This window comes from Cellulomonas sp. ACRRI (genome assembly GCF_022346185.1).
In the GTDB taxonomy this organism is placed as follows: domain Bacteria; phylum Actinomycetota; class Actinomycetes; order Actinomycetales; family Cellulomonadaceae; genus Cellulomonas.
In genome coordinates this window covers 21232-35109 of sequence record NZ_JAKRMS010000029.1, presented here as the reverse complement: position 1 = coordinate 35109, position 13878 = coordinate 21232, and the positions used below count along the sequence as shown (strand labels likewise).

The window sequence follows — 13878 nt, the reverse complement described above, 5'->3', positions numbered from 1 at the left end:
CCGCGGGTGGTGGTCTCCGGCCAGCGGCGCGACGCCCGGCGCTGGGTGGGGACCGGTGGGGGTGGGTCGAGGTGGACCTCGAACGCCGGCCCGTCGGACTCGGGGACGTCGCCCACGACGAGGTCGCGGAGTCCGTCGGCGCGGAGCTGGTCCAGGGTGCGGGGGTCGCCCAGGGCTTTGGCGGTGCGGGCGGTGTGGTGCAGGACCCCGTCGACCCGGGTGGCGTCCTCGGCGGCCAGGACCACCCACATCGCGGCCATTCCGTGCGGGCGTCGCCGGGGCCGGGTGACGCGGCGGGTGTACCGGGCGCGGGTGTTGCGGCCGGCCTCCCCTTGGGGGTCGGCGATCCGGACCTCGCGGGCGACGCGTTGCTCGAGCTGCCGGCGGGAGCACTGGGCGGCGTCGGGCAGGACCGCGTCCTCCACGGCGTGCGCGGCCTCGTAGGGCAGGTCGATCAGCCCGCTCGCCAGGACCTCGGCCTTGCCGGCGTCGATGTGCCCGACCTCCAGCGCCTGGCGGGTGGCGGCGAGCATCCCGTCGAGGGTCAGTGCCCGGTGCACCGCCTTGTTCGCCGTCATCAGCGACCAGCCCAACCGCATCGCCAACTCATCACCGGCCACGCACCCCTGCGTCGGCGGGGCACCAGCGAGGGGTGACCACTGGGGGCTCATCTCGGGCCGGTTCGCGAGTTCGGCGACGGCGTCGAGCATCGCGGCGTGCTGGTGGGCCTCCATCCGCGCCCGCGCCGCGACCACCTCCACGAGGATCGCCGGGGCCAGCACCGTCAGGTCGAGCCCCCGCAACCAGGCATCCAGCACCGGCCCCGGCGGGCACGCGGCGATCGCCTCGACCTGCCGTTGCTCGCCCGTCCTGGGCGACCCGCCGAACGCCACCACCGGGTCCGGGCCGTAGTCGGTCAGGCACGTCCCGTCGGCGGCGTAGACCGGCAGCACCGGGCCGGCGACCACGTCGCCTCCGGGGTGTTCCTGCAGGTCAGCCATGCGAGAACGCTACCGGCCACCACTGACACGACCCCGGACCGAGCGCCGTGGTCACCCGCCGCCGCTGCCACCGGCGGACCCACCAGCGGACCCACCGGCGGACCCGACTGACGGACCCAGCGGCGGACCCACCGGTCGGCCGCCCCGCGGCACGCGGCCGCCCCCACGGGCTCGGTCGGCTCCCGCTCGACGCCCCGCGTCCGGCACCTCGCGCTGACGCCTCGCGCACCGGGGCCTACAGTGGCGCATGGGCCGGCTTCGGTCTGCTGCGACGATGCAGGACGTCGAGCTGGTCGACGTCACTGACCGCCCCCGCGCGCCCGGACGCCCGAGGACCTGGCTGCCGCCGGCCCCTCCGGAGGACCCGCCCGCCGCCCGCCCGCCCCGGCCCGCGCACCGGCGCCGGTGGGTCGCGCTGGTCGTCGTGCTCGGTCTGGTCGTGGCCGGCGCCCTGGTCGGCCGCGCGGCGGCGCCCGACGCCCCCGTGGTGGTGGCGCCGGGGATGCTCGCCCCGCTGGACGGCCCGCCGTGGGCGCGGTGGCGCGTCCCGGTCGCCCGGTCCGCCGACGTGCTGGCCGCGTCCGGCGCCCTGGTCGTGTCGGGCGTGCGGGACCGCCGGTTCGCGGTGGCGGCCTACGACGAGGACTCCGGCGAGCGGCTCTGGACCCGTGACCTCGGCCCGGTGGCGGGCACCCGTCCGCTGACGGGTTGCCCGCACGCGGGCTCGGACGTGGGTCCGGTGGTCCTCTGCGTCGTCGAGCCACCGGTGGTCCCCGGCGGCGGGGGGCTCGGGACGGTGCCGTTCCCGGCGCCCGACGAGCGGTGGGCGCAGGTCTCGGCGCTCGACGCGACCACGGGGGACGTGCTCGGCCGGTGGACGGTGGCGGGCCGGCTCGCGGCGGTGGAGCGGATCGGCGACGACCTCGTCGTGCTGCGGGTCGGCGCGGACGGCCACGCGCGGGTCGGCCGGTACGCGGGCGCCGACGGACACCGGCTCTGGTGGTACCGGGGTGCCAGCCCGCTGCGGCTGCGCGAGGGGATCGTCAGCGGGTCCGAGCTGCGGGTGAACGACGCGTTCGTGCTGCTGCAGGGCTGGTCGGCCACGGTGCTCGACGCCACCGACGGCGAGGAGCTCACCGCGTCGCCGCGCGGCTCGTTCGTCGTCGGGTCGCTGTCCCGGGACGTCTTCGGGACCTGGTCGAGCGGGGACGGCGGCGTGGTGCGGGACCGCACCGGTCGGGCGCTGTTCACGTCGCGCGCGCTGTTCCCGGCCGTCACGGCCTCCGACGGCGACCCGCCCGACGTGCTCGTGATGGACGAGGGCGGGACGCTGAGCGCCCGGTCGCTCCCGGGCGGCACCGAGCTGTGGCGGCACGACACGTACCGCGCGGTGCGGCTCCAGGCCGGGGGGCACCTGCTGCTGCTCGGCGTCGACGGCTACCAGGTGGTGGCCGCGCGCACGGGCACCGTCGAGTGGGAGTCGCCGTCGCGGGTGCTCATGTGGTGGGCCCCGCTGACCGACGGCACGCTCGTGCTGGGGGCGGGGCGGTCGGGGACCGGCACGCCGACGATGGAGGCGCGGCGGCTGGCCGACGGCGGGCTCGAGTGGGTGCTGCCGATCGAGCAGGGGGTGCGCTCGGTGACGGCGGTCGGCGGGCACCTGGTGCTGCGGAACCGCGACGAGCTGATCCTGCTGACCTGAGCCGTCCGCATGCTGAGCGGTTGCGGTCCGCCGGGTGGTGCGGAGTACAGTCGAACCGTGCTCACGCTTCGTAGCCTCCTTCTTCGCCGCCGCGACGAGGCCCTCTAAGGCCGGATCCTCGTCGCGGTGTTCGGTGCGCCGGCTGACCCCAGCACCCCGCGAAGCGAAGGACCCCCGATGAGCTACCACACCCGCACCGCCCAGCAGCCGTCCGGCATGCCGGTGCACAAGTACCGCCCGTTCGCCGACCAGATCCGGGTCGAGCTGCCGGACCGCACCTGGCCGACGAAGCAGATCACGAAGGCCCCGCGCTGGTGCGCGGTCGACCTGCGCGACGGCAACCAGGCGCTGATCGAGCCGATGAACGCCGCCCGCAAGCTGGCGATGTTCGAGCTGCTGGTGCAGATGGGCTACAAGGAGATCGAGGTCGGCTTCCCGTCCGCCTCGCAGACCGACTTCGACTTCGTGCGGATGCTGATCGAGGAGGGTCGCATCCCCGACGACGTCGTCATCCAGGTGCTGACCCAGGCGCGCGAGCACCTGATCGAGCGGACGTACGAGGCGATCGCCGGGGCGAAGCAGGCCATCGTGCACCTGTACAACTCCACGTCGGTGCTCCAGCGCGAGGTGGTGTTCCGCAGCGACGAGGACGGCATCGTCGACATCGCCGTCTCCGGTGCCCGCCTGTGCAAGAAGTACGAGGAGAGCATCCCGGGCACCGAGGTGTACTACGAGTACAGCCCGGAGTCGTACACCGGCACCGAGCTGGAGTTCGCGGTCCGGATCTGCAACGCCGTGCTGGACGTGTTCGAGCCGACGGCCGACAAGCCCGTGATCATCAACCTGCCGGCCACGGTCGAGATGGCCACGCCGAACGTCTACGCGGACTCCATCGAGTGGATGGGCCGGCACCTGCGGTACCGCGAGCACGTCGTGCTGTCCCTGCACCCGCACAACGACCGCGGCACCGCCGTCGCGGCCGCCGAGCTGGGCTACCTGGCCGGCGCGGACCGCATCGAGGGCTGCCTGTTCGGCAACGGCGAGCGCACCGGCAACGTCTGCCTGGTCACCCTGGGCATGAACCTGTTCAGCCAGGGCGTCGACCCCGAGATCGACTTCTCCGTCGGCGGCGGCATCGACCACATCCGCCGGGTCGTCGAGTTCTGCAACCAGATGGCCGTCCCCGAGCGGCACCCGTACGGGGGCGACCTGGTGTTCACCGCGTTCTCCGGCTCGCACCAGGACGCGATCAAGAAGGGCCTGGACGCGATGGAGGCCCGGGCGGCGGCCGAGGGCGTGGACGTCGACGACATCGTCTGGGCCGTCCCGTACCTGCCGATCGACCCGAAGGACGTGGGCCGGTCGTACGAGGCGATCATCCGGGTCAACTCGCAGTCCGGGAAGGGCGGCATCAGCTACCTGATGAAGTCCGAGCGCGACCTGGACCTGCCGCGCCGGCTGCAGATCGAGTTCTCGCAGGTCGTGCAGCGGTACACCGACGCGCACGGCTCGGAGGTCACGGCCGACGCGCTGTGGCGGATCTTCACCGACGAGTACCTGCCCGTCGACGCCGCGTCGGACCTGGAGGCGTGGGGCCGGTTCGCGCTCCGCGGCACCCGGACCACCAGCGCCGAGGAGGGCCCGGACACGCTCGCGGTCGACCTGGTGGACAACGGCGTGGACCGCACCGTCGAGGCGTCCGGCAACGGGCCGATCGCGGCGTTCGTCGCCGCGCTCGACCAGGTCGGCGCCCGGGTGCAGGTGCTCGACTACGCCGAGCACGCGCTGTCCGCCGGCGGCGACGCCGCGGCCGCCGCGTACGTCGAGTGCGCCGTCGGCGACCGGACGCTGTGGGGCGTGGGGATCGACTCCTCGATCACGACCGCCTCCCTCAAGGCCATCATCTCGGCCGTCAACCGCGCCGAGCGCGAGGCGGCTGCCGCCCGCTGACCCGCGCGGACCCCAGGACGGGGCCGGCGCCACCCCCGACCGGCCCCAGCGCCCGGTCCCGTCCGCCGCGCCCACCCGCGCGCGGCGGCGGGGCCGGGCGTCGCCGCGTCCGGGACGGGTGGCCCGCCCGGTCGTCAGGTCGCGTCGGGCCGAGAGTGGAAGGTTCTGACGGACACGCCGACGGCGTGCCCGTCAGAACCTTCCACTGTCCGCGGAGGGCGCGGCCCACTCCTGCGGGGGCGCGGCCTGGGGAGGTCCCGCGGGGGCGCGGCACGCGGTCGGCGAACACGTGCGCGGTCCGGGGCGGTCGCGGGGGACAATACGTGCGTGAGCCTCTACCGCGACGAGGCGATCGTGCTGCGCACCCACAAGCTGGGGGAGGCGGACCGGATCGTCACCCTGCTGACCCGCAGCCACGGCAAGGTGCGCGCGGTCGGCAAGGGCGTGCGGCGCACCACCTCGCGGTTCGGGTCCCGGCTCGAGCCGTTCATGCACATCGACGTGCAGCTGAACACCGGCCGGAACCTCGACGTCGTCACCCAGGTCGAGACCCTCGGCGCGTACGGCCGGCCGGTCTGCGAGGACTACGCCCTCTACACCGCCGGCACGGTGATGCTGGAGACCGCGGAGCGGCTGGTCGAGGCCGAGCGCGAGCCCGCGCTGCAGCAGTACTGGCTGCTGGTCGGCGCCGTGCGGTCGCTGGCGGCCGGCGAGCACGCCCCGGGTCTGGTGCTGGACTCCTACCTGCTGCGCGCGCTCGCGATCGCCGGATGGGCCCCGTCGTTCACGGACTGCGCGCGGTGCGGGCGGCCGGGGCCGCACCACTCGTTCGCCGTCGCCCAGGGCGGCGCCGTGTGCACGTCCTGCCGCCCGCCCGGCGCGACCGCCCCGGCCCGGGAGACGTTCGAGCTGCTCTCGGCGCTGCTCGTCGGCGACTGGCCGGTCGCCGACGCGTCCGCCGAGCGCCACCGCAAGGAGGGCAACGGCCTGGTGTCCGCGTACTCCCAGTTCCACCTCGAGCGCACGCTGCGCTCGCTGCCGATGGTCGAGAGGATCTGATGCCGGTTCCGCCGCCCCCGCACCCGAGCGGGGCCCGCCCGCCCGTGCTGCCGAAGGAGCTCGTCCCGCAGCACGTCGCGATCGTCATGGACGGCAACGGCCGGTGGGCGAACGCCCGCGGGCTGCCGCGCACCGCCGGGCACGCGGCGGGGGAGGCGTCGCTGCTCGACGTCGTCGCCGGGGCCATCGAGATCGGCGTGCAGCACGTGTCCGCGTACGCGTTCTCGACGGAGAACTGGTCCCGGTCGCCCGAGGAGGTGCGGTTCCTCATGGGCTTCAACCGGGACGTGCTGCGCCGCCGCCGGGACGTGATGAACGACTGGGGGGTCCGGGTCCGGTGGGCCGGGCGCCGGCCGCGGCTGTGGCGGTCGGTCATCTCCGAGCTGGAGGAGGCCGAGCGGCTGACCGCGGGCAACACCACCTGCACGCTGACGATGTGCGTCAACTACGGCGGCCGCGCCGAGATCGCCGACGCCGCGAAGGCGATCGCGCAGGACGTGGCGGCGGGCCGGCTGAAGGCGGACAAGGTGTCCGAGAAGACGATCCAGCGCTACCTCGACGAGCCGGACCTGCCGGACGTCGACCTGTTCCTCCGGTCGTCGGGGGAGCAGCGCACGTCGAACTTCATGATCTGGCAGGCCGCCTACGCCGAGCTGGTGTTCCTCGACGAGCCGTGGCCCGACGTCGACCGCCGGCACCTGTGGCGCGCCGTCGAGACCTACGCGCGCCGGGACCGCCGCTACGGCGGCGCGGTCGACAAGCCGGCGACCGCCTGACCCGGGAGCCCGGTCCGTAGGTGGGCACGGCGTCTTCACCACGCCTCCCGCCGGTCCCCGCAGGTCCACCTACGCCGGCCACCCGACCGGGGACGGGGTGCCGCCGCGCTTCCTAGCGTCGCGGCATGACTCGTCTCTCCAGGCCGTCCCGGGTCCGGGTGACCCCGACGCAGGTGCTCGCGCTCCTGCTGGCGTTCGTGCTCGCCTCGGGCACCGGCGGGCTGCTGCTCGCCGGGACGCTGATGCCGGTCGCGGCGGCCGCGCGCACGGCCACCGGCCTCGGCGAGGAGATGCTCCAGGACCTGCCCTCGCACCTGGAGCGCCGCCCCCTGTCCCAGCGGTCCGTCATGACCGCCGCGGACGGCACCCCCATCGCGGAGTTCTTCGCGGAGGACCGGGTGGTCGTGCCGCTCGACCAGGTCTCGGAGCACCTGCAGCACGCCGTGGTGGCGACCGAGGACCGGCGGTTCTTCGACCACGGCGGAGTTGATCCCACCGGCATGGCCCGCGCCCTGGTGCAGAACCAGCTGACCGGGTCCCAGCAGGGCGCGTCGACGCTCACGCAGCAGTACGTGAAGAACGTGCTCATCGAGCGGTCGGCCCGCGACGGCGACCACGCGGGCGTCGCGGCCGCGCAGGAGTCCGACGGCGCGGAGGGGTACGCCCGCAAGCTCCGGGAGGCGCGGCTGGCGGTGGCGCTGGAGCAGGAGCTCACCAAGGAGGAGATCCTGGAGAGCTACCTGAACATCGCGCCCTTCGGGGTGGCGGTGTACGGCGCGGAGGCGGCCGCCCGGCGGTACTTCAGCACGTCGGCGGCGGAGCTCGACCTGGTGGAGGCCGCGACGATCGCGGGGATCACCCGGAGCCCGAGCGCCCTCGACCCGACCCGGTCGCCCGCCGCCGCCGAGCGGCGCCGCAACACCGTGCTCATGCTCATGCGGGACCAGGACTACATCACGGCCGCGGAGCACGACGCCGCGGCCGCGACCCCGATCGCGGACACCCTGCGGGTCAGCGAGGCGCGCAGCGGCTGCATGGCGGCGGACGACGCGATCCCGGGCTCCGGGTTCTTCTGCGACTACGTCACCCAGGTGATCCGGCACGACCCCGCGTTCGGCGAGACGCCCGAGGAGCGGGCCGACCTGCTGTACCGGGGCGGCCTGGTCATCAGCACCACGCTCGACCCGCGGCTGCAGGCGCTCGCGGACGAGCAGGTCAAGGCCCGGGTGCCGGTGGACGACCGCTCGGGCGTGGGGTCGGCGATGGTCGTCGTCGAGCCCGGGACCGGGCGGGTCGTGGCGATGGCGCAGAACCGCACCTTCGACAACACGGCCGAGGCCGGCGGGTCGGCGGTGTCGGTGAACTACAGCACCTCGTTCTCCTACGGCGGGTCCGGCGGGTTCGCGCCCGGCTCGACCCTCAAGCCGTTCACGCTGCTGGAGTGGCTGGAGCAGGGCCACCACCTCGGGATGACCGTCGACGGCACGGCCCGCACGCTCGACACGAACCAGTTCACCGCCTGCGGGTCCCGGCTGCCGGGCCAGACGTGGCCGGTGCGCAACTCCGAGGGCGGCGCGGGCCGGATGTCGGTGCTCCAGGCGACGCAGCGGTCGGTGAACCTCGCGTACCTGTCGATGGCCATGCAGCTCGACCTCTGCGACATCATGCAGGGCGCCGCCGACCTGGGCGTCACGCAGTCCTCGCACGGGCGCGAGGGCGAGCCGTTCGGAGCCTACGCCGCGAACGTCCTGGGCTCCGAGGCGACCTCCCCGCTGGCGCTCGCGGGGGCGTACGCGGCGTTCGCGGCGGACGGCGTGCACTGCACCCCCGTGGCGGTCACCGCGGTGCTGGACGCGGACGGCGCCGCGCTGCCCGTGCCCGACGCCGGGTGCGCGCAGGCGATCGACTCGGACGTGGCCGCCACGATGAACCACGCCCTCGGGCACGTGTGGCAGGGCACGGGGCGCTCGCTCGGGACGCCGGGGTACGCCGCGGCGGGCAAGACCGGCACCACCAGCCGCAACGAGCAGACCTGGTTCGTCGGCTACACGCCCCGGCTCGCGGCGGTCACCTGGGTGGGTCACCCGGACTCGTTCACCCCGATGCAGAACGTCGTGATCAACGGCCGCCGGTACCAGCACGTGTACGGCGCGACCCTCGCCGGGGTGGCCTGGAAGGGCTTCATGGACGCGGCGCTCGCGGACGGGCAGCCGAACCCCGCGTTCACGCCGGTGTCCGACCGGGCCCGGCTGGGTCGGTCGTCGTCGGTGCCGTCGGTGGTGGGCCTGGACCGGGACGCGGCGGTGGAGGCGCTGCGGCGGGCCGGGTTCGAGGCGGTCATCGGCGGCAGCACGGCCTCCGACCTGCCGGCCGGGACCATCGCGAGCCAGAGCCGGATCGGCAGCGCCGAGGCCGGGTCGAGGATCACGCTGCACCCCTCGCGCGGCCCCGCCGGCGGAGGCGCGAGGGGCGACGGCGAGGGGTCCGGGGTCGCGCCCGAGGCCGAGCCGCCGGCCGGGGACGACCCGGGGGAGGGCGGCGGCTGACCCGCCGGGCGGGCCGCCGCCGCGCGGGCGTCCCGGGTCAGACCAGCTGGTCGGCCGGGGCGGCGCTTCCGGCGGTCGTCCCGTCCCCGGACGCCCCGGGGGCGCGGCGGGCCCGGACGCGCCGGCGCACGACCAGCCAGGCGGCCAGTCCTGCGAGCACCAGCAGCACCGCCGCGAGGCCCCACGGGGACGCGGTCGCGAGCCGGGCCGCCGCCCAGACCGCGCCCAGGCCGACGGTGCCCCACACGAAGGCCCAGGCCACGCTGCCCGGGACCGACGCCGCGAGGAACCGGGGGTAGGGCATCCGGACCAGGCCGGAGCCGACGAACACGGCGGTCTGCACCCCGACGGTCAGGTAGGCGAGCGTCACCGCGAGCGGGCCGAACCGGTGCACCAGGCCCAGGCCGCGGCGGGCCGTGGGGGTGCGCATGAGGCGCAGGACGCGCGCGCGGGCGGCGGCGCCGCGGCCGGCCGGGCGGTCGGCCGCGTCCCGGGCCGCCCCCGCGTCGTCGGCGACGCCGTCGTCGTCGGCGCCGGGCACCCGGTCCGCCAGCCGCGCCGCCCCGGACGTCACCCCGCGCCCGACCCAGTAGAACAGGTGCGAGCGCGCCATCACCACGACGAACAGCCCGGCGATCACGGCCCAGAACGGCCAGCCGCCCATGCCGTACGCCGCCGCCGTGTCGCTCACCCGCCCGAGTCTACGAGTGAGGCGACCCTCAGTGCCGCCCCCGGGACCGCCGCCGTCCACCCCGGGACCGAGGTCCCGGACGCGCCGCGCGGCGGGCGTGCTAGCGTCTTCGCCGAACCTGAGTTCACCCAGGGTTGTTACCCGCCGTCGTCGCGGGGCAAGACCTGAGTCGCAGCGATGCGCCTCAGGTCTTTTTTTGTGCCCCGACGCCGACGGCCTCGACGAGGAGTACGAACATGACGTCCGCGACGACGCGCGACAGTGCCGAGGAGATCATCCGGGCCGTCGGAGGACCGGAGAACGTCCTCAACCTGACCCACTGCGCCACCCGGCTCCGCTTCGAGCTCCGGGACGCCTCGGTGGTCGACCAGCAGGCCGTGGAGGCCGTCCCCGGCGTCATGGGCGCCGTGCCGCAGTCCGGCGACCGCTACCAGGTGGTCGTCGGCGGGGCCGTGCAGACGGTGTTCACCCAGATCATGCACCTGCCGGAGATGGCCGGCGTGGGCGCCGGCCGGCAGTCGGACGCCGACGTGAAGGCCGCGGCGCGCGCGAAGGCCCGCGGCAAGGTCGCCTGGCTGGACGCGGTCTTCGAGTACCTGTCCGACTCGTTCCGCCCGCTGCTCGGCGTGCTGCTCGGCGCCTCGCTGATCATCGCGTTCGCGGCGGTGCTGGACGCGCTCGGCGTGGTCGACTTCCGCGCGGCCGACAAGCCGGCGACCTGGGTGTTCGTCGACGCGATGTGGCGGGCGGTGTTCTACTTCCTGCCGATCATGGTCGCGTACAACGCGGCCAAGAAGCTGCAGGTCGACCCCTGGCTCGGCGCCACGGTCATGGCCGCCGTGATGACGCCGGACTTCCTGCGGCTCACCGACGCGGCGACCACGGTGTGCACCACCAACGCCACGCTCGGCACCACGGCCTGCGTCGCGGACGTGTTCGGGCTGCCCATGCAGCTGAACGACTACGGCGGCCAGGTGTTCGTGCCGCTGATCATGGTCGCGGTGCTCGCCCCGCTGTACCGGGGGCTGAAGCGGGTGTTCCCGGAGAACATCCAGATGGTGTTCGTGCCGTTCCTGTCGATGGTCGTGATGATCCCGGTCACGGCGTTCCTGCTCGGCCCGCTCGGCATCTGGCTCGGCTCCGGCCTCGGCGACGGCCTGGCGTGGCTCAACGGCAACGCCCCGATCGTGTTCGCCATCGTGATCCCGCTGATCTACCCGTTCCTGGTCCCGCTGGGCCTGCACTGGCCGCTGAACGCGCTCATGCTGGTGAACCTCAACACCCTCGGCTACGACTTCATCCAGGGCCCCATGGGCGCGTGGAACTTCGCCTGCTTCGGCGCCACCGCCGGCGTGCTCGTGCTCGCGGTCCGCGACCGGGACGTGCAGATGCGGCAGACCGCCACCGGCGCGCTCGCCGCGGGCCTGCTCGGCGGCATCTCGGAGCCCTCGCTGTACGGCATCCACCTGCGGTTCAAGCGGATCTACCCGCGCATGCTCGTCGGCTGCCTCACCGGCGGCATCATCATCGGCGTGCTCGGCGGCGTGGACACCAACGCGTTCGCGTTCACCTCGCTGCTGACCATCCCGGTGTTCAGCCCGATCCCGGTCTACCTGATCGCGATCGCCGCGGCGTTCGCCGTGTCGATGGTGCTGGTCATCGTGTCCGACTACCGCACGCCGGAGCAGCGCGCCGAGGCCCTGGCCGCCAAGGCCCAGGCCGAGGCCGACCTCGCGCTGGAGGCGGCGGCGGTGGGTGCGGCCCCGGCCGCGGCGTCCGCCGGCACGCCGGCCGCCACCCCCGCGGCGTCCGCGCCGGTCGCGCCCACCGCGGCCGTGCTGTCCCCGGTGGCGGGCGAGATCGTCCCGCTCGCCGAGGTCGACGACCCGGTGTTCGCCTCGAAGGCGCTCGGCGAGGGCGTCGGCGTCGTCCCGTCGGACGGCGTGGTCGTCGCACCGGTCGCCGGCGAGCTGCTCACGGTCGCCGACACGGGCCACGCCTTCGGGCTCACGACCGCCGACGGCGTCGAGGTCCTCGTCCACGTCGGGATCGACACGGTGAAGCTCGCGGGCACCGGCTTCGAGGTCGCCGTCCGCAAGGGCGAGCACGTCGCGGCGGGGGACCGGCTCGTCACCGTCGACCTCGGGGTCGTCCGGGAGGCCGGGTACGACACCACGACGCTCGTCACGGTGGTCAACGCCCGCGCGCTCACGCGCGTCGAGCCGCACCCGGCCGGTACGGTCGCCCGGGGCGGCGTCGTGATCGACGTCGAGCCCTGACCGCCCCCGCGGGGGCCGTGCCGGACGGTGCGGCCCCCGCGCGCGGCGCCCCCGGGCACCGCACCCCGACCCCGGCGAGGAGCGACGTGGACATCCTCCGCGTGTTCAACAACAACCTGGTCCTCGCGCGCGACGCGGACGGCTCCGAGGTGATCCTCACCGGCCGCGGGCTGGGCTTCCAGGCGAAGCCGGGCGACCGCGCGGACCCCGAGCGGATCGTGCGCGTGTTCCGCCCCGACGAGGGCCGGGACCCGGACCACCTGGCGGGCCTGCTCGCGGGCATCCCGCCGGAGCACGTCCAGCTCGTGGGCGACGCGCTGACCGAGGTCGGCCTGCAGGCGGTCGCGGCCCGCCCGGCGCTGGTCGTCGCGATGGCCGACCACGTCAGCTTCGCGCTGGCGCGGGCCGAGGCGGGGCAGACGGTCGAGTACCCGCTGCTCGCCGAGGTGACCAACCTCTACGCGGCCGAGCACGCGCAGGCCACGCGGCTGCTCGCCGCGATCAACGCCCGGGTGGCGACCCCGCTGCCGGCGACCGAGGCCGTCGGCCTGGCGCTCCACCTGGTCAACGCCGGGTTCGCGACCGGCGACCTCGCGTTCAGCTACACGATGACCGGGCTGATCCAGCAGTTCCTCGACGTGGTGGCCGGCGCGCACGGCGTCGTGCTCGAGGCCGGCTCGGTGAGCGTCGGCCGGTTCGTCACGCACCTGCGCTACCTGTTCGTGCGGGTGCACCAGCGCCGCCAGCTCGACGACGCCCGGCACTCGGCGGTCGGCGACGCGATCCGGCAGACCTACCCGGAGGCGGTGGGCACGGCCGACCGGCTCGCGCGGCTGGTCGAGGTCCGGCTGCAGGCGTCGCTGACGCCGGACGAGGTGGCGTACCTGGCGCTGCACGTCGCGCGCGTGGTGCAGGACGCGCAGCAGCCGGGCTGACCCACCCGCGCGGCCGTCAGCGGGCCGCCGGCAGCTCCACGTCGTCCGGCAGCTCCGGGTGCGGGTCGTGGTGCGGCGCGTCCCCGGACCGGCGCCGGGTGAGCAGCGGCCGGGTCACCGCGGCGAGCGCGTACAGCCCGATCGCCAGCAGCACGATCGTCGCGCCCGGCGGGATGTCCTCCCAGTAGGTGATCGAGAGCCCGACGACGCTGACGGCGACCCCGATGCCGGACGCCAGGGCCATCACCCGGGAGAACGAGCCGACCACCAGCTGCGCGACCGCCACCGGGACGATCATGAGCGCGCTGACCAGCAGCAGGCCGACGACCCGCATCGCGATCGTCACCGTGAGCGCCGACATCGCGGCGACGACCATGTTCAGCGCCGTCACCGGCAGGCCCGACCCGCGGGCGAACTCCTCGTCGTGGCTCACCGCGAACAGCACGTGCCGCAGGCCGAGCCCGACCAGCAGCACGCCGACCGCGAGGCCGGCGGTCCACCACAGGTCGCCGGTGGACACGGTGGAGATGGAGCCGAACAGGTAGGACACCAGGTTGGCGTTCGTGCCACCGGCGAGCTTGATCAGCAGCACGCCGCCGGCGATGCCGCCGTAGAACATCAGCGCGAGCGCCAGGTCGCCGGAGGTGCGGCCGCGGGCGCGCACCCACTCGATCGCGACCGACCCGATCAGGGCCGCGACCACCGCGCCCGGGATGGCGAGCGTGTCCTGCGGGACCAGGCCCGCCCACGTGCCGACCAGCCAGCCGAGCGCGACGCCGGTGAGCGCCACGTGGCCGAGCCCGTCGCCCATCAGCGCGAGCCGGCGCTGCACCAGGAACGTCCCGACGACGGGCGCGGCGGCGCCGACCAGCACGGCCGCGATCAGCGCGCGCTGCATCAGCGGGGACGACAGCATCGCCCCGAGCGTCTCGAACCACG

The 13878-nt window shown here is 74.8% G+C and carries 10 protein-coding genes; 7 read left to right on the top strand and 3 right to left on the bottom strand.

Annotated features, from left to right (window positions below):
* Positions 1–1001, bottom strand: a 1001-nt coding sequence (locus MHY85_RS07930) for a DUF222 domain-containing protein (RefSeq protein ID WP_239195248.1), incomplete at its 3' end; no start/stop codon positions are given.
* A 274-nt stretch (positions 1002–1275) separates the two neighbouring features.
* On the opposite strand from MHY85_RS07930, the gene MHY85_RS07925 reads away from it, so the two are divergent.
* The 5 genes from MHY85_RS07925 (at position 1276) to MHY85_RS07905 (ending at position 9034) form a co-directional block, all read left to right on the top strand.
* The gene (locus tag MHY85_RS07925; RefSeq protein ID WP_239195246.1) at positions 1276–2703 is read left to right on the top strand and encodes a PQQ-binding-like beta-propeller repeat protein; all 1428 of its coding nucleotides are present in this window, start codon (positions 1276–1278) and stop codon (positions 2701–2703) included.
* A gap of 177 nt (positions 2704–2880) precedes the next feature.
* Positions 2881–4653 carry a 2-isopropylmalate synthase gene (gene leuA, locus MHY85_RS07920; RefSeq protein ID WP_239195244.1) on the top strand — a complete coding sequence of 591 codons (1773 nt, stop codon included), beginning with the start codon at positions 2881–2883 and terminating at the stop codon, positions 4651–4653.
* A 327-nt stretch (positions 4654–4980) separates the two neighbouring features.
* On the top strand, positions 4981–5712 hold the full coding sequence (gene recO / locus MHY85_RS07915; protein WP_239195242.1) for a DNA repair protein RecO: 732 nt from the start codon (positions 4981–4983) through the stop codon (positions 5710–5712).
* Positions 5712–6488 carry an isoprenyl transferase gene (locus tag MHY85_RS07910; RefSeq protein WP_239195240.1) on the top strand — a complete coding sequence of 259 codons (777 nt, stop codon included), beginning with the start codon at positions 5712–5714 and terminating at the stop codon, positions 6486–6488. The genes recO and MHY85_RS07910 overlap by 1 nt, the downstream gene beginning before the upstream one ends.
* A 125-nt stretch (positions 6489–6613) precedes the next feature.
* Complete coding sequence (locus MHY85_RS07905) at positions 6614–9034, top strand: penicillin-binding protein (protein WP_239195238.1); 2421 nt, start codon at positions 6614–6616, stop codon at positions 9032–9034.
* A 37-nt stretch (positions 9035–9071) separates the two neighbouring features.
* Here the strand turns inward: MHY85_RS07905 and MHY85_RS07900 are convergent, their stop codons facing one another.
* Entirely contained in the window at positions 9072–9725 is a 654-nt protein-coding gene (locus MHY85_RS07900; protein ID WP_239195236.1) for a DedA family protein, read from the bottom strand.
* Between the two features lie 236 nt (positions 9726–9961).
* On the opposite strand from MHY85_RS07900, the gene MHY85_RS07895 reads away from it, so the two are divergent.
* On the top strand, positions 9962–12004 hold the full coding sequence (locus MHY85_RS07895) for a glucose PTS transporter subunit IIA (RefSeq protein ID WP_239195234.1): 2043 nt from the start codon (positions 9962–9964) through the stop codon (positions 12002–12004).
* A gap of 86 nt (positions 12005–12090) precedes the next feature.
* The gene (locus MHY85_RS07890) at positions 12091–12939 is read left to right on the top strand and encodes a PRD domain-containing protein (RefSeq protein ID WP_239195232.1); all 849 of its coding nucleotides are present in this window, start codon (positions 12091–12093) and stop codon (positions 12937–12939) included.
* A 16-nt stretch (positions 12940–12955) separates the two neighbouring features.
* Here the strand turns inward: MHY85_RS07890 and MHY85_RS07885 are convergent, their stop codons facing one another.
* On the bottom strand, positions 12956–13855 hold the full coding sequence (locus MHY85_RS07885; RefSeq protein WP_255732343.1) for a metal ABC transporter permease: 900 nt from the start codon (positions 13853–13855) through the stop codon (positions 12956–12958).
* Between the last annotated feature and the right edge of the window lie 23 nt (positions 13856–13878).